The 25,016-nt window shown below is 61.9% G+C and carries 20 protein-coding genes, 1 tRNA gene and 1 pseudogene; 11 read left to right on the forward strand and 11 right to left on the reverse strand.

Features of this window, described 5'->3' with window-relative positions:
- Positions 1-9: 9 nt before the first annotated feature.
- Positions 10-2,004, reverse strand: a complete 1,995-nt coding sequence (locus tag PQQ52_RS10095) for an extracellular solute-binding protein (RefSeq protein WP_408209920.1) — start codon at positions 2,002-2,004, stop codon at positions 10-12.
- Between the two features lie 165 nt (positions 2,005-2,169).
- On the opposite strand from PQQ52_RS10095, the pseudogene PQQ52_RS10100 reads away from it, so the two are divergent.
- Positions 2,170-2,271, forward strand: a pseudogene (locus PQQ52_RS10100) (enoyl-[acyl-carrier-protein] reductase FabI); the annotation flags it as partial.
- 131 nt (positions 2,272-2,402) lie between these two features.
- Here the strand turns inward: PQQ52_RS10100 and PQQ52_RS10105 are convergent.
- The 7 genes from PQQ52_RS10105 to cysS all read right to left on the reverse strand — a co-directional run bounded on the left by PQQ52_RS10105 (position 2,403) and on the right by cysS (position 10,674).
- Positions 2,403-2,750 carry a hypothetical protein gene (locus tag PQQ52_RS10105; protein WP_408209922.1) on the reverse strand — a complete coding sequence of 116 codons (348 nt, stop codon included), beginning with the start codon at positions 2,748-2,750 and terminating at the stop codon, positions 2,403-2,405.
- A 723-nt stretch (positions 2,751-3,473) separates the two neighbouring features.
- Positions 3,474-3,567 (reverse strand) — tRNA-Ser (locus PQQ52_RS10110).
- Positions 3,568-3,760: 193 nt separating this feature from the next.
- Positions 3,761-5,011 (reverse strand): aspartate kinase, encoded by a 1,251-nt coding sequence (locus tag PQQ52_RS10115; protein ID WP_408209925.1) that lies wholly within the window; start codon positions 5,009-5,011, stop codon positions 3,761-3,763.
- A gap of 393 nt (positions 5,012-5,404) precedes the next feature.
- Positions 5,405-6,913 (reverse strand): tRNA lysidine(34) synthetase TilS, encoded by a 1,509-nt coding sequence (gene tilS, locus PQQ52_RS10120; RefSeq protein ID WP_408209928.1) that lies wholly within the window; start codon positions 6,911-6,913, stop codon positions 5,405-5,407.
- Positions 6,914-6,961: 48 nt separating this feature from the next.
- Entirely contained in the window at positions 6,962-7,933 is a 972-nt protein-coding gene (locus PQQ52_RS10125) for an acetyl-CoA carboxylase carboxyltransferase subunit alpha (RefSeq protein ID WP_074283028.1), read from the reverse strand.
- Between the two features lie 219 nt (positions 7,934-8,152).
- Positions 8,153-9,229, reverse strand: coding sequence for a DNA-3-methyladenine glycosylase family protein (locus PQQ52_RS10130; RefSeq protein WP_408209931.1), 1,077 nt, complete (start codon positions 9,227-9,229; stop codon positions 8,153-8,155).
- Between the two features lie 47 nt (positions 9,230-9,276).
- The gene (cysS, locus tag PQQ52_RS10135) at positions 9,277-10,674 is read right to left on the reverse strand and encodes a cysteine--tRNA ligase (protein ID WP_408209934.1); all 1,398 of its coding nucleotides are present in this window, start codon (positions 10,672-10,674) and stop codon (positions 9,277-9,279) included.
- 245 nt (positions 10,675-10,919) lie between these two features.
- Between cysS and PQQ52_RS10140 the strand changes: the two genes are divergently transcribed.
- The 4 genes from PQQ52_RS10140 to PQQ52_RS10155 all read left to right on the forward strand — a co-directional run bounded on the left by PQQ52_RS10140 (position 10,920) and on the right by PQQ52_RS10155 (position 13,761).
- Positions 10,920-11,648, forward strand: coding sequence for a tetratricopeptide repeat protein (locus PQQ52_RS10140; protein ID WP_408209937.1), 729 nt, complete (start codon positions 10,920-10,922; stop codon positions 11,646-11,648).
- Between the two features lie 48 nt (positions 11,649-11,696).
- Positions 11,697-12,278 carry a peptidylprolyl isomerase gene (locus tag PQQ52_RS10145; RefSeq protein ID WP_408209939.1) on the forward strand — a complete coding sequence of 194 codons (582 nt, stop codon included), beginning with the start codon at positions 11,697-11,699 and terminating at the stop codon, positions 12,276-12,278.
- Between the two features lie 143 nt (positions 12,279-12,421).
- Entirely contained in the window at positions 12,422-12,916 is a 495-nt protein-coding gene (locus PQQ52_RS10150) for a peptidylprolyl isomerase (protein WP_408209942.1), read from the forward strand.
- Positions 12,917-12,963: 47 nt separating this feature from the next.
- Entirely contained in the window at positions 12,964-13,761 is a 798-nt protein-coding gene (locus PQQ52_RS10155; RefSeq protein ID WP_408209945.1) for a UDP-2,3-diacylglucosamine diphosphatase, read from the forward strand.
- A 46-nt stretch (positions 13,762-13,807) separates the two neighbouring features.
- On the opposite strand, the gene cysE is transcribed toward PQQ52_RS10155, so the two are convergent.
- Complete coding sequence (cysE, locus tag PQQ52_RS10160; RefSeq protein ID WP_408209947.1) at positions 13,808-14,644, reverse strand: serine O-acetyltransferase; 837 nt, start codon at positions 14,642-14,644, stop codon at positions 13,808-13,810.
- A gap of 179 nt (positions 14,645-14,823) precedes the next feature.
- Entirely contained in the window at positions 14,824-15,660 is an 837-nt protein-coding gene (locus PQQ52_RS10165) for an RNA methyltransferase (protein WP_408209950.1), read from the reverse strand.
- Between the two features lie 376 nt (positions 15,661-16,036).
- On the opposite strand from PQQ52_RS10165, the gene PQQ52_RS10170 reads away from it, so the two are divergent.
- The 4 genes from PQQ52_RS10170 (at position 16,037) to PQQ52_RS10185 (ending at position 22,570) form a co-directional block, all read left to right on the forward strand.
- On the forward strand, positions 16,037-16,840 hold the full coding sequence (locus PQQ52_RS10170; RefSeq protein WP_408209953.1) for an inositol monophosphatase family protein: 804 nt from the start codon (positions 16,037-16,039) through the stop codon (positions 16,838-16,840).
- Positions 16,841-17,066: 226 nt separating this feature from the next.
- Entirely contained in the window at positions 17,067-18,365 is a 1,299-nt protein-coding gene (gene lplT, locus PQQ52_RS10175) for a lysophospholipid transporter LplT (protein ID WP_408209956.1), read from the forward strand.
- A 148-nt stretch (positions 18,366-18,513) separates the two neighbouring features.
- Positions 18,514-21,213 (forward strand): DNA mismatch repair protein MutS, encoded by a 2,700-nt coding sequence (gene mutS / locus PQQ52_RS10180; protein WP_408209959.1) that lies wholly within the window; start codon positions 18,514-18,516, stop codon positions 21,211-21,213.
- The gene (locus tag PQQ52_RS10185) at positions 21,200-22,570 is read left to right on the forward strand and encodes a hypothetical protein (protein ID WP_408209962.1); all 1,371 of its coding nucleotides are present in this window, start codon (positions 21,200-21,202) and stop codon (positions 22,568-22,570) included. Before mutS ends, PQQ52_RS10185 begins: the two co-directional genes overlap by 14 nt.
- Here PQQ52_RS10185 and PQQ52_RS10190 read toward each other — a convergent pair.
- Complete coding sequence (locus PQQ52_RS10190) at positions 22,550-23,092, reverse strand: FKBP-type peptidyl-prolyl cis-trans isomerase (protein ID WP_093633511.1); 543 nt, start codon at positions 23,090-23,092, stop codon at positions 22,550-22,552. The genes PQQ52_RS10185 and PQQ52_RS10190 overlap by 21 nt on opposite strands.
- 32 nt (positions 23,093-23,124) lie before the next feature.
- On the opposite strand from PQQ52_RS10190, the gene PQQ52_RS10195 reads away from it, so the two are divergent.
- Positions 23,125-24,375, forward strand: coding sequence for a JmjC domain-containing protein (locus PQQ52_RS10195; protein ID WP_408209965.1), 1,251 nt, complete (start codon positions 23,125-23,127; stop codon positions 24,373-24,375).
- Positions 24,376-24,606: 231 nt separating this feature from the next.
- Positions 24,607-24,876, forward strand: a complete 270-nt coding sequence (locus PQQ52_RS10200) for a hypothetical protein (RefSeq protein WP_325043080.1) — start codon at positions 24,607-24,609, stop codon at positions 24,874-24,876.
- The last annotated feature ends 140 nt before the right edge of the window (positions 24,877-25,016 follow it).

Below are 25,016 nucleotides of genomic sequence, written 5' to 3' on the forward strand. Positions count from 1 at the left end.
AATGACGCTTTAGCGCGCCAGGGCTTGCGGCTGTTGCGCTTGCTGCGGCTGGTGCGGCTGGTGCGGCTGTGCATACCACCACATCGACGTGACCCAGCCCTCCGCGCCATAGTACAGAGGCAAGGTCTTTGGCCACGCGAGACCACGCTTGAACGCCACCCGATGCGACGCGCTGTACCACTGCGGAATCACATAGTAGCCATGCATCAGCACCCGGTCGAGCGCATGCGTCGCGTCGATTAGTTGCTCCCGCGTCTGCGCATGCACGAGCCCGTTCAGGATCGCATCGACAGCCGGCGACTTCAGCCCGATCACGTTGTCCGAGCCCGGCGTGTCCGCGGCCTTGCTGCCGAACCGGTCGATCTGCTCCGAACCGGGCACCTGCACGTCCGCCATACGGATCGTGGTCGTGTCGAAGTCGAATGCGTCGAGTCGCTTCTGATAGACCGCGAAGTCGGATACGCGAAACGACGCGGTGATGCCAAGCTTCTGCAGATTGCGGATGAGCGTCGCGACGATCGGCTCGAACTGCGCGGACGAGCCGGAGTCGTCGAGAATCTCGAACTGGAATGGCTCACCTTTGGCGTTACGCAATGCGCCGTCACGATAGGTCCACCCCGCCTGCTGCAACAACGCGCGCGCTTGCAGCAGATTGGCGCGCAGCGAGCCCGGCGGATCGGTGTCCGGCTGCTTCGGCGGCGGGCCGAATACGGCCGGATCGAGCCTGGAACGCCACGGATCGAGCAGCGCCAACTCACCAGGCGTTGGCACCCCCTTCGCTTGCAAATCCGTATTGGCGAAGAAGCTGTCGATGCGCGTGTACTGGTTAAAGAAAAGTTGCCGGTTCAGCCACTGAAAGTCGAGTGCGAGATCGAGCGCCTTGCGCACCCGCACGTCCTGGAACAGCGGCCGCCGCGTGTTGAGTACGAAGCCCTGCATGCCGGTGCCGTTATGTTGCGGAAATTCGCGCTTGATCAGCTCGCCGTTGTCGAACTTCTTGCCGACGTCGCGCCGCACCCAATTGCGCGCGACGTATTCGACCAGTACGTCGTACTCGCCCGCCTTGAACGCCTCGAGCCGCGCCGTGTTATCCGAATACAGCTTGTAGACGATCCGGTCAAAATTGTTCGTGCCGACCCGCACAGGCAACGTCGCCCCCCAATAGTTCGGATCGCGCCGATACGTAATCGTGCGGCCATTGTCGTACTGGTCGATCAGATAGGGTCCGCTGGCAATGGGTTTCTCAAACGCCAATTGGACGAACGCGATCCGGCTGCCGTCCGGCTTCATCCCCCACTTGTGCGAGAACACGGGCATACTGCCCGCCAGCAGCGGCAACTCCCGATTGCGCTGGCGAAACTCGAAACGGATCGTGTACGGGTCAACGACTACTGCGCGCGTGATCTCGCCGAAAATCGACGCGAATTGCGGCGCGGCTTGCGGGCTTTTCAACGTGTCGAGTGAAAATTTGACGTCGTTCGCGGTGACCGGATCGCCGTTCGAAAAGCGTGCGCGCGGATTGATGTGGAAGGTGGTCGACAAGCCGTCCGGTGCAATATTGATGTCGTCGGCGAGCAGGCCATAGGCGGAGGCCACTTCGTCACTGCTGCCGATGGTCAGGCTTTCGAACGTCAGATCCACGCCCGGCGCGGTATTGCCGCGCAGCGTGAACGGATTGAATTTATCGAAGCTGGTGAGCCGGCTCGGATTCGCCATCACGAGCGTGCCGCCCTTCGGCGCATCCGGGTTGACGTAGTCGAAGTGCTTGAAATCGGCCGGATATTTCGGCTCGCCGTATTGCGCGATCGCGTAGACCGCGTGGGCCTCGGGCGCTGCGAGCAAACCGGCCACGACGGACAGGCCACACAGCACGACGGCGCGCACCGACCGCCAGGAATAAGGTACAACCCGCGACACAACCGGCAGACCGACACGCGATAGCCCGTGAATCACGCTGCATCGAAGTGCACGAGGCGTTTTAGCCCATCGCGAGCCAGTTGTCATAGGGGCCTTGTTGGTCAGTGGGCAATTGCAATGTGAGAGAATTCTACCCAATAAACTCGCGCAATCCGCACATCTGAACTGCACGACGTTCACGTGCGTGGTGCGCAGACCTCGTCGGGAGAATTGATGGGCTTCCTCGCGGGTAAACGCATCTTGCTGACCGGCCTGCTGTCGAATCTGACCTCCGCCGTGACGGCGGAAATCGTGCACGTAGACAGCAGCTTTAACGCTGTTGTGGTCGGCGGTATGGCTGCCGCAGCTGAATAATTGGGCTTGCTTGCTGCATTGACGCAGGTGCCTGTCACCAGGTCTGCCGGTTTCGCGAGCGCAATAAAAAAAAACCGCCCTGCACGGGCGGTTTTTTTACTTCGCGTCTGGATCAACCGCGGCTACCTGGCTTAGTGCCAGCCGCGACGATTGTCGTAGTGGTCACGACCGTAGTCGTAGCGGCCCGGGGGATGACGGCGATACCAGTCGTCACGCGCCCAATAGCGGCGGCCGTCCCAATAGCGGTCGCCGTGCCAGCCGATCACGATCGCCGGACCGCCGTAGTACACAGGAGCCGGTTGATAGACGACGGGCGGCGGCGGAGGCGGCGGCGGTGCATAGATCGGCGCCGGGGCCACATAGACCGGCGCGGGAATACCGATATTGACGCCAATGTTGAGCCCGCCGGCCATTGCAGCACCCGACGCAGCCAACCCGAGAACCCCGATCAGAAGTGGAACAAGACGTGCGGACTTCATTGATCACCCTTTTGAAGAATGTGTGTTGTTGGCCGAAATATAGCGCAAGGTAGCAATCCGCGTATTTCAACTTTGTAATAACTGATGCATAACATCGCAGTGCTGGCCGCCTGGTTACGTCTCGTTACATTGGGCAGAAGTCTGGTGAAAAAGTAGTGACGGTGTAATCGAACAGCCTCACCGTTAGTCACCCGTTTGTCGATGGTTTTACCCATCTGTCACCGAGCGCATCCGCTGCGTGGCCATTCTGGCGTTGCGCCCGCATGCGCCATGCGCCATGCGCGATCCGGCCGCGGACTCCACGATCAGCCTTGTGGCCGCGATATTGCCGACGCATCAAAATCAGTAGGATGTCGAAGCATTCTTGCGGCATGTAGCGGGGCAACGAGTCTGGCGAGACTCTGAGACCCGTCCATCCCATCCACTTCAATCGCCCTTGCCTTACCGCGCGCTGGCGCCCTACCCCTCTCTATCGGAGCTCTTACCGGATCAGCATGGATGATGCGATCGACTCTCGCGGCGGAGTGCTTCACACACCGACAGACTGGCGTATGAAATCAACCGGGTCGCTACCGGCGTTGAGCCAGCCTGTCCGCTGAAACACGCAAAGCACGGAATACGCTGCAGCCCAGCCGCCGCCGCGACTTGCCGCCGTGTAAACTGCGAGCCGAAAAAACAAAACCCCGCAGAGCCTAGACTCTGCGGGGTTCTCTCTACCACTTCTGGCGGAGACGGAGGGATTCGAACCCTCGATCCAGGTTTTGGCCCAGATGCTCCCTTAGCAGGGGAGTGCCTTCGACCTCTCGGCCACGTCTCCCAAACTTTCGGTTGCGCAGGGAGTCAGCGCAACGAAGCCAAGATAATAGCGGGCCGAACCGCGAAGGTCAATGTCTACCGCACATTTTTTGTGCCAGGTTTGTCATGGATGACGCAATTTATTCACACCGGCCGCGCACACGGTAACGCATAAAAGATGAGGCGCTCTTGTACGCCCCACCCCGTGCAGCAAATTATGCTTGATCCAGTTCGAACGCCTTATGGAGCGCGCGCACGGCGAGCTCCATGTACTTCTCGTCGATCAGCACTGAAATCTTGATTTCGGAGGTCGAGATCATCTGGATATTGATGCCCTCTTCCGACAGCGTGCGGAACATCGTGCTCGCGATACCCACATGCGAACGCATGCCGACACCGACCACCGACACCTTCGACACTTTCGGATCACCCAGCACCTGTTCAGCCTGCACGTGGCCCTTCACCTGACCCGTGAGGATGTCCATGGCGCGCTGATAGTCGCCGCGACCAACGGTGAACGTGAAGGCCGTTTTGCCTTCGACGCTCTGGTTCTGAATGATCATGTCGACGTCGATATTCGCGTCCGCCACCGGGCCGAGAATCTGATACGCGATGCCCGGCTTGTCGGGCACACCCATTACGGCGATACGAGCTTCGTCGCGCTGGAACGCGATGCCCGAGATGACTGCTTTTTCCATGGTCTCGTCTTCTTCAAAAGTAATCAGGGTGCCCGACTTCATTTCAGCGTCGAGCGGGATGAGCGGATCGGTCAGGCTCGACAGCACGCGCGTCTTCACCTGATATTTGCCGGCGAATTCCACCGAGCGGATCTGCAGCACCTTGGAACCCAGGCTTGCCATTTCCAGCATTTCTTCGAACGTCACGCGATCGAGGCGGCGTGCTTCTTCCACCACACGCGGATCGGTCGTGTAGACGCCGTCGACGTCCGTGTAAATCAGGCACTCGTCGGCTTTCAATGCGGCAGCGACTGCAACAGCCGACGTATCCGAACCGCCGCGGCCGAGCGTGGTGATGTGGCCGTCAGGGTCGATACCCTGGAAACCCGTGATCACCACCACTTTGCCCGCCTCGAGATCGCGCAGCACGCGCTCGCCGTCGATTTCGCTGATGCGCGCTTTCGTGAATGCGCTATCGGTTTTGACCGGCACTTGCCAGCCGGCGTAGCTAACCGCGTCGACGCCGGCTTCCTGCAGCGCGATGGCGAGCAGTCCCGAGCTGACCTGCTCGCCGGTAGCGGCGATCATGTCGAGTTCGCGGGGGCTCGGCTGGCTCGTGATTTCTTTCGCGAGACCGAGCAAGCGGTTGGTTTCGCCGGACATTGCCGACGGCACGACGACCATCTTGTGGCCGGCCTTGTGCCATTTCGCGACGCGCTTGGCGACGTTCTTGATGCGCTCGACCGAGCCCATCGAGGTGCCGCCGTATTTATGTACGATGAGTGCCATTGTCGTTCTGAACTGGAGGATAAACCGCGCTGGCGCGCTGGAGACGACCGCACAAAAGCACAGGAGCGCAACGTCTTGTGAACGACGGCAAAGTGTGTGGCGGCGTAGATGCAGCGCGCGTGTAACACGCGCGGATTTGCCCGGGAATGATCGCTAGTGGCTTACCGGGAACGACGGATCACGCTCGCAAACCGGCAAATACGAAAAAATGACAAAAGCGACGGCGAAATCGGGTCGGGCAAACAAGTTAAATTACCCGATCGAGCGCAAAAAGACAAGCCGAAATGCCGGTCGGATGGCCCACATTGCGGCCCGCAAAGGCTTATCCGGTGCGGTTTTGCGCCCTATTTCCGGGATGCACCGTCCAGTTAAGCGGCCCGTCCGATCGGTCGGTCACGCAATCAGCAGGTCGTCGCGCCAGATGATCCTGACGCGCGGTTCGGCCGCATTGACCTGCTCGGGCAACGCTGCGCGGTTCAGGCCGAGCAAGGGCGCGAACAGCAGATCATCGCCTACATAAAGCAGCGGCACGTCGCGCTTCCATGCAGGAATGCCGCGCTCCTGGAACAGGTTTTTCAGCGTGCGGCTCGGGCTGCTTTGTGCAGCGCCGGTGCGCATCCGTTCGCCACCGATGCGCGATCGCGCGCTCAACACTGCCCGGCGCAGCACGCTGACGGGGAGCGTATCGGGGCCATCCTGCACGGTATCTGCGTTGCCGGAGGCATCGGGATCGGGACCGGCATCGGGATCCGCGTCCATATCCCCATGCAGATTCGCATCGACAGCGACGAACACAAAGGTGCCACGCCATTGCGGCAAACGCCAGATCGCTTCACCCTGCCAGACGAGTTCGCTGACGGCGCGCTCGGTAAGCGCGGTTTCGTCAGCGGGTTCGCCGCTATCACCGGCTTCCCAATAGACGAGGCCGCGATAACTGCGCAACGCCTGCCCTGCGTGATCGATACGCAGGCTATGACCTTCGTTTGCCTCGCTGACTTCGCGCAACTGGCGCAAAGCGTCGGTAAGACGCGCGGTCGACGCCGCGATGAAACCCAGCGTACGCATCCAGTAACGCAGCAGGTTGAGCGCACGATTGTCGTCGAGGGTGAGCAAGGCATCATGCGAAAGCGCACGGCCTTCATCGCGCACTACTGCGTCCAGATCGATGCGCGCGAGATCGTCAAGCAGACGTTGGGCCGATGCCGCATGCGCTGCCGTGCGCGCGAGTGCGTCGCGAAAACCAGGAAAGTGGACGGCCAGCGCCGGCGTCACCTCATGGCGCAATGCGTTGCGCGCGTAACGTGTGTCCGCGTTCGATTCGTCGTCGATCCAGCGCAGATTGCGCGCGCTCGCGTACTGCTCGAGTTGGGCACGCAGCAGGTGCAGCAACGGCCTCACGCGCACCGCAGCGGCACCCGCCGGCAAGTACTCGGGCGCCATCGCGGCAAGACCCGCCAGACCCGCACCGCGCAGCAGTTGCAGGAGCACCGTCTCCGCCTGGTCGTCCGCGTGTTGCGCGAGCCATAGCGTGTGAACGGCGCGTGCTGCGCACATTGCGTCCAATGCGCGATAACGCGCATCACGCGCCGCCGCTTCAACACTTATGCCCCCGTCGCGCGCCACGTCCACACGCTGCGCCGCGAACTCAACGCCATGTTCCTGTGCAAATGCTTTGCAGTGCGCGAGCCACTCGTCGGCGTGAGCGCTCAGGCCGTGATGCACATGCAGCGCAACACAACGCGACGCACCCGCGACACGCACGGCCGCATCGAGTAACACGCTCGAATCGACTCCGCCACTGAACGCGACCGCGATGCGTGCATTCGCAGGCAACGCGGACAGCGCCACGCCGACCGCCGCGAGAACGCGGCGGGCGGCGGGCGAATCAGCGGTGGGAGTCACGTCGCTCGCGCGTGAAGCGCTGAAGGACGAAAGAGAACGCGCGCGGGCTTAAGCACCCGGCGTCGTTTCCTTGAACTTGCCGTACGACATCAACCGTTCGAAACGGCGCTGACGCAGGTCGTTGATGCTCATGCCCTGGAACTGGCGCAGCGAGTCGGCGAGCGCACGGCGCAACATCGCGGCCATGCCCTTCGGATCGCGATGCGCGCCACCCAGCGGCTCGTTGACGATCTTGTCGATCAGGCCGAGCGCCTTGAGGCGATGCGCGGTCAGACCGAGCGCCTCCGCTGCTTCCGGCGCTTTCGCGGCGCTCTTCCACAGGATCGACGCGCAGCCTTCCGGCGAAATCACCGAATAGGTCGAGAACTGCAGCATCAGCACGCTGTCGCCGACGGCAATCGCGAGCGCGCCGCCCGAACCGCCTTCGCCGATGATCGTAGCGATCAACGGCGTCTTGAGTTCAGCCATGACGTACAGATTACGGCCGATCGCTTCCGACTGGCCGCGCTCTTCCGCGCCGATACCCGGATAAGCACCCGGCGTGTCGATGAACGTGAAGATCGGCAAGCCGAACTTTTCGGCGAGACGCATCAGGCGTTCAGCCTTGCGATAGCCTTCCGGGCGCGGCATGCCAAAGTTGCGCAGCGCGCGCTCCTTGGTGTCGCGGCCCTTCTGATGGCCGATCACCATGCAAGCCTGGCCGTTGAAACGCGCGAGGCCGCCAACGATCGACAGGTCGTCCGCATAGTTGCGGTCGCCGTGAAGCTCGTGGAAATCAGTAAACAGCTCGCTCACGTAATCGAACGTGTACGGGCGCTGGGGGTGTCGGGCAATTTGCGAAACCTGCCACGGGGTGAGGTTCGCGTACAGATCTTTGGTGAGCTGTTGACTCTTCTTGGACAGCCGCTCGATCTCTTCCGAAATATCGACGGCCGAATCGTCCTGCACGAAGCGCAATTCTTCGATCTTCGCTTCGAGTTCAGCGATCGGCTGTTCGAAATCCAGAAACGTGGTCTTCATTGGTTGTAATCCTTGGACTTACCGGCAGCGCGTATTCTAACCGCGCTCGCCGATGTCAAAACCATCTCACAACTATCAATTTTTAACAATTGATAGCTTTTTAAACAATGCTTCCTGTTCTTCTCAAGAAACCGCCGGGGACGCCGCAAGCTTTCCGCACCGCAGGAGACCCGTGGGGACTCGGGGATTGCCCTCCGCGAACCGCCGCGTCGCGGGCGCTTAGTAATCGACCGGCAACGGATCGAGACTACGCCACATATACCAGGTGGCGACGGTGCGCCACGGCTCCCAGTTTGCCGCAACCTCACGCGCTTCGCTGCGCGTAACCGGTTCGCCGCTAAAGTAATTGACGCTGATCGCGCGGATCAGGCCGAGGTCGTCCAATGGCAGCACGTCCGGGCGCGACAGATTGAAGATCAGGAACATTTCCGCGGTCCAGCGGCCGATGCCGCGGATCTGCGTAAGTTCGGCGATCACCGCCTCGTCGTCCATCGAGGTCCACTTGCCGACGTGCAATGCGCCCGACACGAAGTGTTCTGCGAGATCGAGCACGTATTCGGCCTTGCGCTTCGACAATCCGCACGCGGTCAGCTTGTCCTGACCGAGCTTGATGAACTGTTGCGGCACGAGCTTCGGACACGCTGCCTCGACTTTCGCCCAGACTGCTTGCGCGGACGCCACCGAAATCTGCTGCCCGACCACCGAACGCGCGAGCGTGACGAACGGATCGCCACGGCTCAGCAGATGCACCGGGCCGAACTTCGGAATCAGCTTCTTCAGAATGCGGTCGCGTTTGACGAGGTCCGCGCACGCTTTGTCCCAATATACCGGACGCGTGACTTCAGGCGTGAGGCCGCCGATCTGCACCGGCACCGCGATTTCAGCAGCACCCGCTGCTTCGCCGCCCGCACTCGATGACGCACGCGTTTTGCGCACGACTTCGCCTTCATGCCCTTCGCTCGTAATGCGCGCGAGTTCCTGCACGTCGCCGGCGAGTTCGGCAGGCAACGCACCATTGCTTTTTGCACGCGATGCCTTGGCACGCGTCGAAACAGGCGCATGCGCCGACGCACCGTTCAGCGCGCGTTTGACCGCGGCCTTCTTCACCACGCCCGTCGCAGCCGAGCCCGCCGCTGCGCGCACGCCAGTCTTCGCAGCCGCTCCGGCGGCTTTCGACGATGCTTTCTTTACCGCGCTGCTGCCCGCGCGAGCCGACGTTCGTGTCGACTTTGCCGCGGCTGCCGCGTTTGTTTGAGACGCGGCTCGTTTAGCCGGCGTCTTCGTGGCCGTTGCCATCCTGCCTCCTGCCTGGCGAGTCGATCAAAGGGAAGCTCGAGGTGCGCTCACACGCGCCGCCACTCGGTCAACCCGCCGGGTTTGTCTTCAAGTGCAACGCCGGCCTCGAGCAATTCGGCCCGGATCCGGTCTGCTGCCGCATAGTCTTTCGCCTGCTTGGCGGCCACGCGCGCGGCGATCTTTGCTTCGATCGCGGCGGCGTCGAGCGCACCTTCAGCGGCTGCGCCCGCAGCCTGCTGCAGGTATGCACGCGGCTCTCGGCCGAGCAACCCGATCACCTGCGCGAGCGAGCGCAGTTGACGGGCCAGCGCGGGGTCGCGCGTGCGGTTCACTTCAGTTGCCAACTCGAACAACACCGACACTGCAACCGGTGTGTTGAAGTCGTCGTTCATTGCTGCGTGGAAACGCTGCGCATGCGCTTCGTTCCAGTCAAGCTCCGCGCCGTCCGGCGTAACGTCTTTCAGCGCGGTGTACAAACGTGCGAGGGCATTGCGAGCGTCGTCGATATGCACATCGCTGTAATTCAACGGCGAACGGTAATGCGCACGCGCGATAAAAAACCGTACCACTTCGGCATCGTACTGCGCCAATACTTCGCGGATCGTAAAGAAGTTGTTCAACGACTTCGACATCTTCTCATTGTCGATCTGCACGTAGCCGTTGTGCATCCAGTAATTGACGAAGGTTTGTCCGGTCGCAGCTTCGCTCTGCGCAATCTCGTTCTCGTGGTGCGGAAACTGCAGGTCCTGACCACCGCCGTGAATGTCGAAGTGATCGCCGAGCAACGTGCAGCCCATTGCCGAGCATTCGATATGCCAGCCGGGACGGCCGCGCCCGAACTTCGACGCCCAGCCAGTGTCGGTCGGTTCGTCCGGCTTCGCCTGCTTCCACAGCACGAAGTCGAGTGGGTCCTGCTTCGCGTCGTTCGCGGCGACGCGTTCGCCGGCGCGCAGATCTTCAAGCGACTTACCCGACAGCTTGCCGTAGCCCACGAACTTGCGCACTGCATAGTTCACGTCGCCGTCGCTCGCCTGATAGGCGTAGCCGTTCTCCTCGAGCTTCTCGATCATGCCGAGCATCTGCGGGATGAAGTCGGTGGCGCGCGGCTCCAGATCGGGCCGCTCGATGCCGAGCGCGTCCGCATCTTCATGCAACGCCTTGATAAAGCGGTCGGTCAACGATTTGATCGTTTCGCCGTTCTCGACTGCACGCCGGATGATCTTGTCATCAATATCCGTGATGTTGCGCACGTAGGTCACGTCGTAACCGAGCGTGCGCAACCAGCGCTGCACGATGTCGAACACGACCATCACCCGCGCATGACCGACGTGACAATAGTCGTACACGGTCATCCCGCAGACGTACATCCGTACGACGCCATCCTGCAGCGGCACGAAAGTTTGCTTGTCACGCGCGAGCGTGTTGTAGATGCGCAGTGATTCCATAGAGAACGGTGCGTGGGCCGAAAGAAATCCACAATGTGTTTGGTGCATGAGGCGCCCCGCGAGAAGACGGCGGAGGCGTCCTGTACTGCAACATGCACAGCAGCAAATCGGTGCACCTGGTGCGGCGATCAGACTGCGATCAAGGCGGAGACGACCACGAGTGGCGAAAAGACAGTTTGCGGTTCGACGGAACGCGCAGACCTTTTGTTAGAATGGGTCGGAGTATAACATCCAGACCCGAGCCTATGAAACCTTCCAGCGGCCGCGCGCGCAGCGCTGCGACCCTTGCCGCGACGGCATTCTGCGCTGTCGCCCTTACGGTCTTGCCGGGTACTGCCGCCTACGCGCAGAAAGCCGCCACGATGCCGCAGGGCCCCGCCGTGCGTGACAACACGCCGGAGATCGACGCGTCGATTGCGCAGAAAAACTGGCAAGCCTCCCTCACCCAGCTCGATGCGCGCATCGCCTCGAATCCGCACGACGCGCAGGCAAAGTTCAAGCGCGGCGCGGTACTGGCCCGCCTGAATCGGGACGACGAGGCGATTACCGCGTTCACCGAACTCACCCAGTTGTATCCGGAACTGCCCGAGCCGTATAACAATCTGGCTGCGCTCTATGCGAAGCAAGGCCGTTATGCCGAAGCACGCGCCGCCCTCGAAACGGCGACCAAGGTGAATCCGGGCTACGGTCTCGCGTACGAGAATCTCGGCGACCTGTATCTGCGCATGGCCAACGAAGCGTACCGTCGCGCGCAGAGCCTCGGCAAGGCGAGTGCCACGACCACGCAGCGCCTCGCGGACATTCAGAAGATCGTCTCACCGCCCAAGAGCACCGGGCCGGCGAAAAAAGCCGCGGCGCCGGCCGAGGCCAGCGCCGCGCACGCTACCTCAGACATGACGCAAACACCGAGCTTCCAGTTCGGCGGCGCCAATGGTTCGCTCGCCATGCCGCCCTACATGGCGCCATCGAATTAACACCGTCTCCGGTTTCGGCAACACGTTTTTCCAACCCTGAGGATATTCATGAAATGGTTGATGTTGGCGCTCGGCAGCGCCGCCCTGATCGCAAACGCCCCCGCCTTTGCCCAGTCCGGTTCGCAGGCCGCGCATCCGTCCGTCCTCTTCAAGACCACGGAAGGCGACATCCGCGTCGAGTTGTATCCTGAGAAGGCGCCGAAGACGGTCGCCAATTTCCTCGACTACGTGAAGTCTGGCCAGTACAGCGGTACGATTTTCCATCGCGTGATTCGCGGCTTCATGATTCAGGGCGGCGGTTATACGCAGAGCTTCGCCGAGAAGCCCACGCGCGCGCCGATTCCGCTGGAAAGCCGTAACGGTCTGAAGAACGCCGCCGGCACGCTCGCCATGGCGCGCACCAGCGATCCGAATTCGGCTACTGCGCAGTTCTTCATCAACACGGTGGACAACGCCGGCCTGGACTATCCGAATCCGGACGGCAACGGCTATGCCGTGTTCGGCAAGGTCACGAGCGGCATGGACGTCGTGAAGAAGATTGAAGGCACGCCCACCACCACGCGCGGCCCGATGAGCGACGTGCCGCAAAAACCGATTGTGATTGAATCGGCCACGGTTGTCGGTAAGTAACAGAACGACAGGCAGCACGAAAGCAGGCTGCGCAAGCATACGCAAGCGCCAGATCTACGTCCCCGGCGCGGCCCGTCGTCAATACCTATCACCTGACGAGCGGCCGCGCCTTTTACCCACCCCGTTCATCAAAGGATTCCATCATGGTTGAACTGCATACAAACCACGGCGTCATCAAACTCGAACTGGACGCTGAAAAGGCGCCGAAGTCGGTTGAGAATTTCCTCAACTACGTGAAAGCCGGTCATTACGACAATACGGTGTTCCACCGTGTGATCGACGGCTTCATGATCCAGGGCGGCGGTTTCGAACCCGGCATGAAGCAGAAGCCGACGGCTGAAACCATCGCTAACGAAGCGAACAACGGTCTGAAGAACGTCAACGGCTCGATCGCGATGGCTCGCACGAACGACCCGCACTCGGCGACCGCGCAATTCTTCATCAACGTGAACGACAACGACTTCCTGAACCACTCGTCGCCGACGCCGCAGGGCTGGGGCTACGCCGTGTTCGGCAAGGTAGTCGAAGGCATGGACATCGTCGAGAAGATCAAGAAGGTCAAAACGGGTTCGAAGGGCCACCATCAGGACGTGCCGGCTGACGACGTCGTGATCGAAAAAGCTGTGATCGTCGACTAAGCGTCCGACAAGGGCCAACCCGTTTGAACTGAAATCAGGCACCTTCAATGCTGCAAGAAACGCCGCTGCGAAGCGTCGCCGCGGGCGTGCCTGGCGAGGGCAAACGCCCGCACGCCGCACGCCCGTTTTTTTTCCTCTCCGATATTCATCTGAGCGAGGCGATCCCGCGCACGGTCGCCGCGTTCGAGCACTTCATTCGCGTCACGGCCGAGCAGGCGGATTCAGTTTTCATTCTCGGCGATCTGTTCGAGTACTGGATCGGCGACGACATGCTCGTCGAGCCGTTCGCCGCGCGGATGGCGGCGTTGCTGCATACGCTGTCGGAGCGTGGCATCGCGCTCTATATCATGCACGGCAATCGCGACTTTTTGCTCGGCAAGCGCTTCATGAAAGCGGCCGGCGCGATCTGGCTGCCCGATCCGTTTGTGATTACCGCATTCGGCACACGTATCGTGCTCGCGCATGGCGACGGCCTCTGCACCGCGGATCGCGGCTATCAATGTTTTCGGCGCTTTGCGCGCAGCCGTTTCGCGCAGACGCTGTTTCTCGCGTGGCCGTTTCGCTGGCGTCAGGCGCTTGCGGAAAACATGCGTTCGAAAAGTGAGCAAGGCCGCTCACGTCCGGTTTCGCCGAAGTATGACGTAACGCCGAAGGGCGTCGCGGTGTTATTCAAGTCGTCGAAAACGGCCACGATCATCCATGGGCACACGCATCGCCCGGCGCGACATCGCGAACCGGGCGGCACGCGCTGGGTTTTGCCTGATTGGGATCTTGACCACGGCGAGCGCCGTGGCGGTTATCTGCGGATCGATGCAGAAGGGATTCGGGCATTGCCACTGGATTGACTGGCGGCTGTCGACGCCGCCTCTCACGCACCGCCTCTGCGAAGCATCAGCGCTCGGCCACCGCCCCTTCGACCTTTCCTGCAATCGCGGCCGACAGGCGCCGCAAGTCGAGTAGCGCCGCATCGGCGCCTTGCAGCCCTTCGAGGCTTGTTCCCAGCCGCTCCAGTGCATCGACGATTTCGTCGATACGCCGCGATTGCGTGGCGGCGTGATCGATCAAACCGTGAATCGCCAGCGACACCGGATCGTCCGCATTCGGCGTGATGCCGTATGCACAGAATGCGCTGCTTTCGGACGTACGTTTCGCATCGCGTGAAGCACCGTCGGATCCCGCATCGGACGCTGCGGCTGAAGCCACGGCAGCCGCCGCCGGGACGATGATCCGCGCCGGATTACCCACTGCCGTGCCACGTGCCGGCACCGGCTTCGTGACCACCGCATTCGAGCCGATTTTCGCGTCCGCACCGATCGTAAAGCCGCCGAGCACCTTCGCCCCCGCGCCAACGATCACGCCGCGCTCGAGCGTCGGATGGCGCTTCGCGCCCCGAGTGAGCGACGTACCGCCGAGCGTCACACCCTGGTAGATCGTGCAGTCATCGCCGATTTGCGCCGTCTCGCCAATCACGACGCCCATGCCGTGATCGATGAACACGCGGCGGCCCAGCGTCGCGCCTGGATGGATTTCGATGCCGGTCATGAAACGCGCCATCTGCGAGATGAAACGCGCGAACCAGCGGCGTTTAGCCCGCCAGCATGCATGCGCGAGCCGGTGCAGCACGAGCGCGTGCAGGCCCGGGTAACACGTGAGGACTTCCCAGGCGCTGCGGGCGGCGGGATCGCGCTCGCGGATCGTGGCGATGTCTTCGCGGAGTCTCGTGAACATGGCAGGGACTGTGTCGTGGGGGAAAAGACCGCGTGCGTGAAACACCACGCACGACGGATGCTTGCCGCATAGCAGATCGGCAGCTTTGCTTAGAACGTTTCGAGCGATTGTAGGACCATTGCGCGAAACCTGCCGGAAGCCCACGCTGGCGGCAAGGTCGTCGATTGGGAGTATCGCCCTTAAGACGCGTCGTTGCCCGGCGGTTTGGTCTTCAGCAGAATATGCTTGGCGATGCCGCGAACGATATTCACTTCCTCGCGCTCCAGACCGGAACGCGCGAACAGTCGCCGCAAGCGCGACATCAGCTTCTTTGGATTGGCCGGATCGAGAAACTCGAGCGCGACCAGCGCGCTTTCCAGATGCGCGTACATGCTTTCGATCTCGTCACTCGCCGCCCGCACGCCGACCTGCTCGCCCGGCACTGCGCCAGCCTGACGCGGCGCCGGCGCCAAGGCCGGTGCGTCACCCGTGGATAAATACGCCGTGCGCAATTCATACGCCAACACCTGCACGGCCTGCGCCAGATTGAGCGAACTATAGGCCGGATTGGCCGGAATATGCGCGAGCGCGCTGCAACGCTCGACGTCCTCATTCGACAAGCCCGTGCGCTCGTTGCCGAACACCAGCGCGATCTCGCCATGCACTGCCTGCTCACGCGCGGCACCGGCCGCGGCGCGCGGTGTCCATTGCGGCGGCCCGTATTCGCGCAGCCGTGCCGTCAGCGCGATCGACCAATGCACGCCGCTCAACGCATCGGCAAGCGTCGGCACGACGTGCGCGGAGGCCAGCACGTCGTCGGCGCTGCTCGCCATGGCGATGGCTTCCGGATCGCTTTGCACATGCGGCACACGTGGCGACACCAGCACGAGACGCGAGAAACCCATGGTTTTCAGCGCGCGCGCCGCCGCGCCGACGTTGCCGGGATGGCTGGGCTCGACGAGCACGAAGCGCGTCGACGTAAAACCGCCGCGCAGGTCCGCCACGGCAGGATCGGAAGAATGGTGGGTGTGGTCCACGATGAAACTCGGCAAGCTAAAGAACGCGTATGGTAGCGCCAACTCTGCATCGGCTCCGAATTGCACGTGAATTGCACGCGACAAGCGCACAAAGCGCGCGCCAATCGGCCCGCCATACCGCGTGCCAGACAGCAACCGGTGCCGCAGCGCCCGGACTCAGGTAAAATACCAATATTCGCGCCCGGCTTTTTGCCTATGAAAACTCCGGCGCCTCGTTCTTATTCAATTCGTCTCCGTCGGCGGAATGCGCGCCAGTCCTTTATCGGACGTGCGTTCCGTGCTGTTTCCGCGCCCCTTGATGGCGCTCAGTTAGCGCTTATCCCGCGCTCATTTACCGGTAAGCAGCCGTGCTGCCCCGGCACAAGGATCCAGTCTCATGCATCCCATGCTCAATATCGCTGTGAAGGCCGCGCGCCGCGCAGCCCAGATCATCAACCGCGCGTCGCTCGACCTCGATCTTCTCCAGGTCAGCAAGAAACAGCACAACGATTTCGTCACGGAGGTCGACAAAGCGTCTGAAGCGGCGATCATCGATACGCTCAAGACCGCCTACCCCGATCACGCCATCCTCGCCGAAGAATCCGGCAAGTCGGACAACGAGTCCGAGTATCAGTGGATCATCGATCCGCTCGACGGCACCACCAATTTCATCCACGGTTTCCCGTACTACTGCGTCTCGATCGCGCTCGCCCACAAGGGCATCGTGACGCAGTCCGTGGTCTACGATCCGACCCGTAACGACCTGTTCACCGCCTCGCGCGGCCGCGGGGCGTTCCTGAACGACCGACGCATCCGCGTCGCCAAGCGCGACCGCCTGGCTGACGGCCTGATCGGCACCGGCTTCCCGTTCCGTGAAAAGGACGGTCTGGAAGCGTACGGCCGCCAGTTTGCTGAAATGACCGAAGCCTGCGCCGGCCTGCGCCGTCCGGGCGCGGCCGCGCTCGATCTGGCGAATGTTGCCGCGGGCCGTATGGACGGCTTCTTCGAGCAAGGCCTGAATCCGTGGGACGTCGCCGCGGGCAGCCTGCTGATCACGGAAGCCGGCGGTCTGGTCGGCAATTACACGGGTGACTCGGATTTCCTGCACGTCGGCGAAATCGTCGCGGGCAATCCGAAGGTCTACGCGCAGATGATCCCGATCCTGTCGCGCTACAGCCGCACGCGCCAGCAAGCGGCTTAAGGTCTCAGGACTCCGCTTCCGGCCCGTCATCCGGCCGGCTGCGGGCGGGCATCGGCAATACAAAAGCGGCTTCGGCCGCTTTTTCGTTGGCGCGCCTGCATCCGGCAGGCGTTCGTGCTACAAAGCGGGAAGCCGCGCCGGCACGCTCGATCGCCGGCTGCATTTTGCGCGTGTTTCGCAGCGCCCTGCTTCGCGCCAGACTTCCGCGCAGCTTCCGATCCGCTTCATGAAAAAAGGCTTCTACACAATCATCGCGGCGCAGTTCATTTCGTCGCTCGCGGACAATGCACTGCTGATCGCCGCCATCGCGTTGCTATCAGTGATCCGCTCGGCGGCATGGGTCACGCCGATGCTGCAGATTTTCTTTACCGTTTCCTACGTGGTGCTCGCCCCGTTCGTCGGCGCGTTCGCCGATGCAATGCAAAAGCGGCACGTCATGTTCGTCTCCAATGCGCTCAAGGCGAGCGGTTGCCTGATGATGATCGCCGGCGTCCACCCCATGATCGCGTACGGCGTGGTCGGCTTTGGCGCGGCCGCGTATTCGCCGGCCAAATACGGCATTCTCACCGAGCTTCTGCCTGCGGAAAAACTCGTCAAGGCGAATGCGTGGCTCGAATCGGCCACCGTCCTGTCGACGATTGTCGGCACGATGGTCGGCGGCGCGCTGATCAGCACCCTGGCCGATAAATTCGTCGCGCATGCGCATCTGCCGCTGATCCGCTCCTCCGCCGATCTGGCCATGTTCGCGGTGATGGTCACGTATGCCATCGCGGCGGGAATCAACATCTTCATTCCCGACACCGGCGCGCGTTATCCGAACCGTTTGACCGAGCCGAAGAAACTGGTCGGCGACTTCTATCATTGCTTTAACGTGCTGTGGGCCGACAAGCTCGCGCAGATCGCGCTGTGGGTCACGACGCTGATGTGGGGCGGCGCGGTCACGCTGCAATTGCTGGTCCTCAAATGGGCGAACGTGAACCTCGGCCTGTCGCTGTCGAAGGCCGCCGTGATGCAAGGTGTCACGGGGCTGGGCATTGCCGTCGGTGCGGCAGCCGCGGCCGCGCTGATTCCGTTGCGCAGTTCGCTGCGCGTGCTGCCGATCGGCATCCTCACCGGCGCGGTAGCGATCGCCGTGGCGTTCTACAACAAGGACCTGTTCCCGGCAGGCGCCGGTATTCGTATCGGCTCGTATGTCCTGCCGATCTATATCCTGCTCGCTTATCCTTTGATGATCCTGCTCGGCGCGCTGTCCGGCTTCTTTATCGTGCCGATGAACGCGATACTCCAGCATCGCGGCGCGACGCTGCTCTCCGCGGGACATTCGATCGCGGTGCAGAATTTCAACCAGAATCTGGCCGTGCTGCTGATGCTCGGCGCCTACGCGATACTGCTCACCGCCAGGATGCCGGCGCAATGGATCATCGTCGTGTTCGGCAGTTTCATCACGTTCATGATGTGGCTCGCAAAACGGCGCAGTGCCGTGAACGAGCGCACGGTGGATATGCGGGCGTTGGTCGAAGAATGACCGCTTGGCGAGCGTCGCCCGGCCGGCGCGGGAATTTGCCGCGCGGCATGCGAACTGCTTTGCGGATTAGCCGTCCGGGCAGGGTCCGTTCGCCGCGCCGGCAGGTTAAACTCACGCCCTGAACAGCTAACGCAAAAAGACACCAAGGATGGGCATTCAAACCGCAGCGGCCAATGACGTCGCACCCCACACGCCAATGATGCAGCAGTATCTCCGCATCAAGGCGGATCATCCGGGCACGCTGGTGTTCTACCGGATGGGCGACTTCTACGAGCTCTTTTTCGAAGATGCGGAAAAAGCCGCGCGCCTGCTCGATTTAACACTTACGCAACGCGGTGCATCGGCGGGCAACCCGATCAAGATGGCGGGTGTGCCGTATCACGCGGTCGAGCAGTATCTGGCCAAGCTGGTAAAGCTCGGCGAATCCGTTGCGATTTGCGAACAGATCGGCGACCCGGCTACGTCGAAGGGCCCCGTCGAGCGCAAGGTAATGCGCGTGGTCACGCCGGGCACGCTGACGGATGCAGCGCTTCTGTCCGATAAAAACGATGTCTACCTGATGGCGCTGTGCGTCGCGCATAACCGCCGCGGCATCGCAACGAGCGTCGGGCTCGCGTGGCTGAATCTGGCGAGCGGCGCGCTGCGCCTCGCTGAAGTTGCGCCCGACCAGGTGGCCGCCGCGCTCGAACGGATTCGTCCCGCAGAAATTCTGGTGGCAGATGCTCCCGCCGACTCCGCGAGCTGGACACCGCCCGTCAACGCCGGGGCCCTCACCCGCGTGCCGGTCTGGCACTTCGATATCACCTCAGGCACGCAGCGTCTGTGCGACCAGCTCGAAGTAGCCGGCCTCGATGGCTTCGGCGCACATTCGCTGACAGCCGCATGCGGCGCGGCCGGTGCGCTGCTGCTGTACGCGGCGGCCACGCAAGGTCAGCAATTGCGTCACGTGCGCAGCCTGAAGGTCGAATACGAGTCCGAATATATCGGGCTCGACCCCGCTACGCGTCGCAATCTTGAGCTCACGGAAACGCTGCGCGGCACCGAATCGCCCACGCTGTGCTCGCTGCTCGACACGTGTTGCACGACCATGGGCAGTCGTCTGCTGCGCCACTGGTTGCATCATCCGCCGCGCGAAGCCGCTGTGGCGCAAGCACGTCAGCAGGCCATCGGCGCATTGCTCGACGCACCGCTGGGCGCGGGCGTCGACACGCTGCGCGGGGCGTTGCGGCAAATCTCCGACATCGAGCGGATTACCGGGCGTCTGGCGCTACTGTCGGCGCGGCCTCGCGATCTGTCGAGCCTGCGCGATACGTTCATTGCTTTGCCGGAACTGCGCACGCAGCTCGCTGCCGTTTCGTCCAATGCGGATTCGCTCGCGCGCATCGACGCGTCTTTGGAACCGCCGCACGCGTGCGTCGAACTGCTCAAGCGCGCGGTCGCGCAGGAGCCATCCGCGATGGTGCGCGACGGCGGCGTGATCGCGCGCGGCTACGATGCGGAACTCGATGAGTTGCGAGATATTTCGGAGAACTGCGGGCAGTTCCTGATTGACCTCGAAACGCGCGAACGGGCACGCACCGGCATCGGCAATCTGCGCGTCGAGTACAACAAGGTGCACGGCTTCTATATCGAAGTCACCCGCGGCCAGACTGACAAGGTGCCCGACGATTACCGTCGCCGTCAGACGCTGAAAAACGCCGAGCGTTACATCACGCCGGAACTGAAAACTTTTGAAGACAAGGCGCTGTCCGCGCAGGAACGCGCGCTGGCCCGCGAACGCTCGCTTTACGACGCGTTACTGCAAGCGCTGCTGCCTTTTATCCCGGACTGCCAGCGGGTCGCCGCGGCGCTCGCCGAACTCGATCTGCTGGCTGCCTTCGCCGAACGCGCCCGCGCGCTCGATTGGGTCGCGCCGACGTTTTCGCCGGATACCGGCATCGCAATCGAACAGGGGCGGCATCCGGTTGTCGAGGCGCAGGTCGAGCAATTCATCGCAAACGACTGCACGCTCACACCCGAGCGCAAACTGCTGCTGATCACCGGCCCGAATATGGGCGGTAAATCGACCTTCATGCGGCAGACCGCGCTGATCGCACTGTTGGCGTACGTCGGCAGCTATGTGCCGGCACGGCGCGCGGCATTCGGTCCGATCGATCGCATCTTCACGCGAATCGGCGCGGCGGACGATCTGGCCGGCGGCCGTTCGACCTTCATGGTCGAGATGACGGAAGCAGCGGCGATCCTGAATGACGCAACACCGCAAAGTCTCGTGCTGATGGACGAAATCGGGCGCGGCACGTCGACGTTCGACGGCCTCGCGCTGGCTTGGGCCATCGCGCGGCACCTGCTGTCGCACAACGGCTGTCATACGCTGTTCGCCACGCACTACTTCGAATTGACGCAGTTGCCCGCAGAGTTTCCACACGCGGCCAATGTGCACCTCTCGGCAGTCGAGCATGGGCACGGCATCGTGTTTCTGCATGCGGTTAGTGAAGGTCCAGCGAATCAGAGCTACGGTTTGCAAGTCGCACAACTGGCCGGTGTGCCGAACGCGGTGATTCGCGCGGCCCGCAAGCATCTCGCGCATCTCGAACAGCAGTCGGCGGCGCAACCCGCGCCGCAACTCGATCTGTTCGCAGCCCCCCTGCCCATGCTGGTCGAAGATGCCGACGACGAACGCGACGACAAGCGCGACGACAAGCGGGAATTGGCGGTAGGGTCGCCGGCCATGCAGGCGCTCGTCGAACGGCTGCGTGCAATCGATCCGAACGATCTGCGGCCGCGCGAAGCGCTCGATCTGCTGTACGAACTGCACGAGCTGGCCGCCGCGCCGGATGCAGATCATTGACGCACACAAGCCCTCGCAGCGCCCGTGCAAACTTTGCGCGGCGCTGACCATCGCCCTCACGCTCAGGGGTGGCCTCGTGCCGCTGGTGGCACTTGTGCCTCTTGGGGTGTTTGCTCCGCTCGTGCATGCCGAAACGCCGCGTTATGCTTTCGCGGTCATCGCCAACACGATGCAAAGCCCCGCCGACGAAGCGCGCACGCAACGCCTCATCGAAGCGATCAGCCGTGACCGTGATGTATCGTTCATCGTCTACGACGGTAATCTGAAGGGCGCGAAAGAAGCCTGCCGCGATGGGTTGTACGAACGACGCCACGCGCTGCTCGAAACGTCACGGCCTGCGCTCTTCTTTATTCCCGGCCAGCACGACTGGGCCGACTGCGGCACGGCTGAGGCCGGCGGCTTCGATCCGGTCGAGCGGCTCGATCAATTGCGCCAGACCCTCTTCACCGACTCCACCTCGATGGGGCAGAACCCGATCGCGTTGACGCGCGAAAGCGAGGTGTCGCGCTTTCGTCCGTTCCGCGAGAACGTGCGCTGGCAAGTCGACGATACCGTGTTTGTCGGTCTGAACGCGCCGAGTCCGAACAATCACTATCTGACTGCAGGCGGACGCAACGGCGAGTTCGAAGATCGCGTGATCGCCAATGCATTCTGGCTCGAGCACGCCGCCGAATACGCGAAACGCCGGGACGCGCGCGCGATTGTCGTCTTCATTCAGGGTGACCCGGATCCGGAGCGCTACGAACGGCCTGACCGTTTCGCATGGCTGCGCTTTACGCGTAACACGCGCCGCGACGGTTTTCTGGAGTTCAAACGCAGCCTTGTCAAACTCGCGCAGATTTTTCGCGGACCCGTGCTGGTGATTCATTGCGACGACGAACGCGCGAGCGCCGGCTTCGTGATCGATCAGCCATTACGCAATGACAAGGGGATGCTGGTGACGAATCTCACACGTATCGCAATTGCGCCGCATGATCGTCTTAACCAGTGGATTCAGATTGAAGCGGATCTCGGCAAGAAACCGCCGTTCCACGTCAGTGTGCGCGATGTGCCGAAGCAAATGCCAATGCCCGCGGCGCCATCTACGCAGCCGCGCGGCGAACCAGCGGCTTCGATGCCGGCGGTGCCTGCGTTAGGCCCCGCGTCCGACTTGCCGCCGATGTTGCAAACACCCGGGCAGCCACAACCGGCTCAGCAGCAACCTGACCAGCAGCAATACAGACCAGCGAACGACGGCAACGGCGAGTATGGCCCCGCCATGTCCACCCCGCCCGCCTCAGCCGTTTTACCGCGCGCACCGGGTGCCTCTTCAAATGCGCCCGGTACGCCCGCAAGCTCAGTGCAGCGTGGGCCCTGACTTGTCGTCTTCGGCTTCGTCGTCATCGTCATCGAGGACTTCGAGGCCGTCGGCGCCATGCGCATGTTCGTGCTGGATTTCGTCTTCAGTAGCCGGACGCACGTCCTTGACGGTCAGCGCGAAACGCAGCGCCATGCCAGCGAGCGGATGGTTGCCGTCGAGCACGACTTTGTCTTCTGCCACGTCGGTCACCACGTAGACGAGCGAATCGAGATCCTCATCGCCTTCTTCCGGCGTGCCCTCGAATTGCATGCCGACTTCGAGCGGTTCCGGGAAACGATCGCGCGGCTCGATCTTCACGAGATCGGGGTCGTACTCGCCGAATGCGTCTTGCGGCTCGAGCTGGATCTGAGTCTCGAAGCCGGCCTCGTGGCCGTCGAGCTCTTCCTCGATCTTGGGGAACGTGCCATCATAGCCGCCGTGCAGATAGACCATCGGCTCGTCGCTTTCTTCAATCAGATTGCCCTGCGCATCCGATAGCTTATAAGCGACCGACACGACGGTGTTCTTTGCGATTTTCATTCGATTCTCCAGAATACAACTCACATTATACGATGCCCAAGCGGCCCACTGACCACCCGGCCGAAGCAGCTTCGGCACGGAAATCTTCGCCGGCTTCAAAGCCGTCGCTCCCCGGCCTGCCGCCCTCGCCCGACACACCCACGCCCTTGCTCGGCAATCTGACACCGTCGCAATTCATGCGCCGGTACTGGCAAAAAAAGCCACTGCTGATCCGCCAGGCGATCCCGAACGTCGAGGCGCCGCTGTCGCGCGATGAATTTTTCGAACTGGCCGACCATGACGAAGTCGAAGCGCGCCTGATCACGCACTTTCGCAACAAATGGCAAATGGAGCACGGCCCGTTCGCGCCCGATGAACTACCGTCGGTGAAGCAGCGCGCCTGGACGTTGCTCGTGCAAGGCGTAGACCTTTACGACGATCGCGCGCGGGCGCTGCTCGATCGCTTCCGCTTTGTGCCGGACGCGCGTCTGGACGATCTGATGATTTCGTATGCGAGCGATGGCGGCGGCGTCGGCCCCCATTTCGATTCCTACGATGTGTTTCTTTTGCAAGTAAAAGGTAAGCGCCGGTGGCGGATCAGTGCACAGAAAGATCTGACGCTCCAACCGGGTTTGCCTTTGAAAGTTTTACAGCATTTCGAGCCGGAAGAGGAATGGCTGCTCGAGCCGGGTGACATGTTGTACCTGCCGCCGCATATCGCCCATGACGGAGTCGCTGACGGCGAATGCATGACCTGCTCGATCGGTTTTCGCGCGCCCTCGGCGAGCGAGTTGACCGCGCAGTTCCTCTACCATCTGGCCGAACGCGGCGAGTCGGCTGCGCGGCCCGATGCGCTTTATCGCGACCCTCAGCAACCCGCCGTCGAGCGTCCGGCAGAGCTGCCCGCAGCGTTGGTCGAACGAGTTGGCGCGATCCTTGCTCGCGTTAAATGGACTGAGCAGGACATTGCATCGTTCCTCGGGACGTACCTCAGCGAACCGAAGCCGAGCGTCGTCTTTGATCCCCCGCAACGACCGCTCAATGAAGCCCGTTTCGTCACTCAGGCATCGAAGTCCGGCATTCGGCTGGACCGCAAGAGTAATTTGTTGTACAACCGCCGTTTTTTCTTCGTAAATGGAGAGGAAATGCCGTTCGACGGCGCGAAAAAGTGGTTGATTGACCTCGCCGACTACCGGTGTATGAGTGCGAAACGCTTTGTAACACTCTCGCACGATTCGTCGGTGACAGCACTGCTTCACGAGTGGTATTGTGCGGGCTGGATACAAGTGGGCGAGCTTGCGTAACTCTGCCCGCGTGTTATACCGTACTGTGAAATTTTGTATGAGAAAGACAACGTATTGACCCCGGATTTATGGATTGTCAGTACGAAAGTGCATATAATTTCCGCCCAAGCCGTAGGGAAGATTCTAGCTCGTCAAAAGAGCGTCTCCACCAGCGGCCCAGGTCGGTGTTGGAGCACATTACCGGTATTATTTTGCGCTGTTGCTTACCTTTAACCATAAAAGGACGTGATCATGAAGAAATCCCTCCTCGTAGCATCCCTGTTGGCAGCTGTGGCACTGGCTGCATGCAACAAGAGCAACGATCAAGCCGCTGCCCCGGCTAGCGACGCAGCTGCTGCTTCGGCACCGGCTGCTGCAGCTTCGGACTCGGCTATGGCTGCTTCGGGTGCGGCTGCTGCTGCGAGCGACGCTGCTGCTTCGGCTACGGACGCTGCTTCGGGTGCGGCTGCTGCTGCAAGCGACGCTGCTACCGCTGCTCCGGCTTCGGGCGCAAGCCAGTAAGCTGTCGCATAGGGTTCGCCTCTGGGCGAGAACTGCCCGGAAAATCAAATTTGATTTTCCGGGCAGTAAAGCAAAACGCCACGGATTCACATCCGTGGCGTTTTGTCATTTAAGCGCCGCTTTTTACAACGGCGTGTATT

Source organism: Paraburkholderia sediminicola (assembly GCF_046030555.1).
GTDB lineage: Bacteria > Pseudomonadota > Gammaproteobacteria > Burkholderiales > Burkholderiaceae > Paraburkholderia > Paraburkholderia sediminicola_E.

Bases quoted from the DNA above. Each gene is read 5' to 3' on its own strand.
- PQQ52_RS10145 (WP_408209939.1), top strand. From the start codon at position 11,697: ATGAAATGGTTGATGTTGGCGCTCGGCAGCGCCGCCCTGATCGCAAAC.
- PQQ52_RS10150 (WP_408209942.1), top strand. From the start codon at position 12,422: ATGGTTGAACTGCATACAAACCACGGCGTCATCAAACTCGAACTGGAC.
- PQQ52_RS10130 (WP_408209931.1), bottom strand. From the start codon at position 9,229: ATGGCAACGGCCACGAAGACGCCGGCTAAACGAGCCGCGTCTCAAACA.
- PQQ52_RS10155 (WP_408209945.1), top strand. From the start codon at position 12,964: ATGCTGCAAGAAACGCCGCTGCGAAGCGTCGCCGCGGGCGTGCCTGGC.
- mutS (WP_408209959.1), top strand. From the start codon at position 18,514: ATGGGCATTCAAACCGCAGCGGCCAATGACGTCGCACCCCACACGCCA.
- PQQ52_RS10170 (WP_408209953.1), top strand. From the start codon at position 16,037: ATGCATCCCATGCTCAATATCGCTGTGAAGGCCGCGCGCCGCGCAGCC.
- cysS (WP_408209934.1), bottom strand. From the start codon at position 10,674: ATGGAATCACTGCGCATCTACAACACGCTCGCGCGTGACAAGCAAACT.
- PQQ52_RS10185 (WP_408209962.1), top strand. From the start codon at position 21,200: ATGCAGATCATTGACGCACACAAGCCCTCGCAGCGCCCGTGCAAACTT.
- PQQ52_RS10115 (WP_408209925.1), bottom strand. From the start codon at position 5,011: ATGGCACTCATCGTACATAAATACGGCGGCACCTCGATGGGCTCGGTC.
- PQQ52_RS10200 (WP_325043080.1), top strand. From the start codon at position 24,607: ATGAAGAAATCCCTCCTCGTAGCATCCCTGTTGGCAGCTGTGGCACTG.
- PQQ52_RS10195 (WP_408209965.1), top strand. From the start codon at position 23,125: ATGCCCAAGCGGCCCACTGACCACCCGGCCGAAGCAGCTTCGGCACGG.
- PQQ52_RS10095 (WP_408209920.1), bottom strand. From the start codon at position 2,004: ATGACAACTGGCTCGCGATGGGCTAAAACGCCTCGTGCACTTCGATGC.
- lplT (WP_408209956.1), top strand. From the start codon at position 17,067: ATGAAAAAAGGCTTCTACACAATCATCGCGGCGCAGTTCATTTCGTCG.
- PQQ52_RS10140 (WP_408209937.1), top strand. From the start codon at position 10,920: ATGAAACCTTCCAGCGGCCGCGCGCGCAGCGCTGCGACCCTTGCCGCG.
- PQQ52_RS10125 (WP_074283028.1), bottom strand. From the start codon at position 7,933: ATGAAGACCACGTTTCTGGATTTCGAACAGCCGATCGCTGAACTCGAA.
- PQQ52_RS10105 (WP_408209922.1), bottom strand. From the start codon at position 2,750: ATGAAGTCCGCACGTCTTGTTCCACTTCTGATCGGGGTTCTCGGGTTG.
- PQQ52_RS10190 (WP_093633511.1), bottom strand. From the start codon at position 23,092: ATGAAAATCGCAAAGAACACCGTCGTGTCGGTCGCTTATAAGCTATCG.
- cysE (WP_408209947.1), bottom strand. From the start codon at position 14,644: ATGTTCACGAGACTCCGCGAAGACATCGCCACGATCCGCGAGCGCGAT.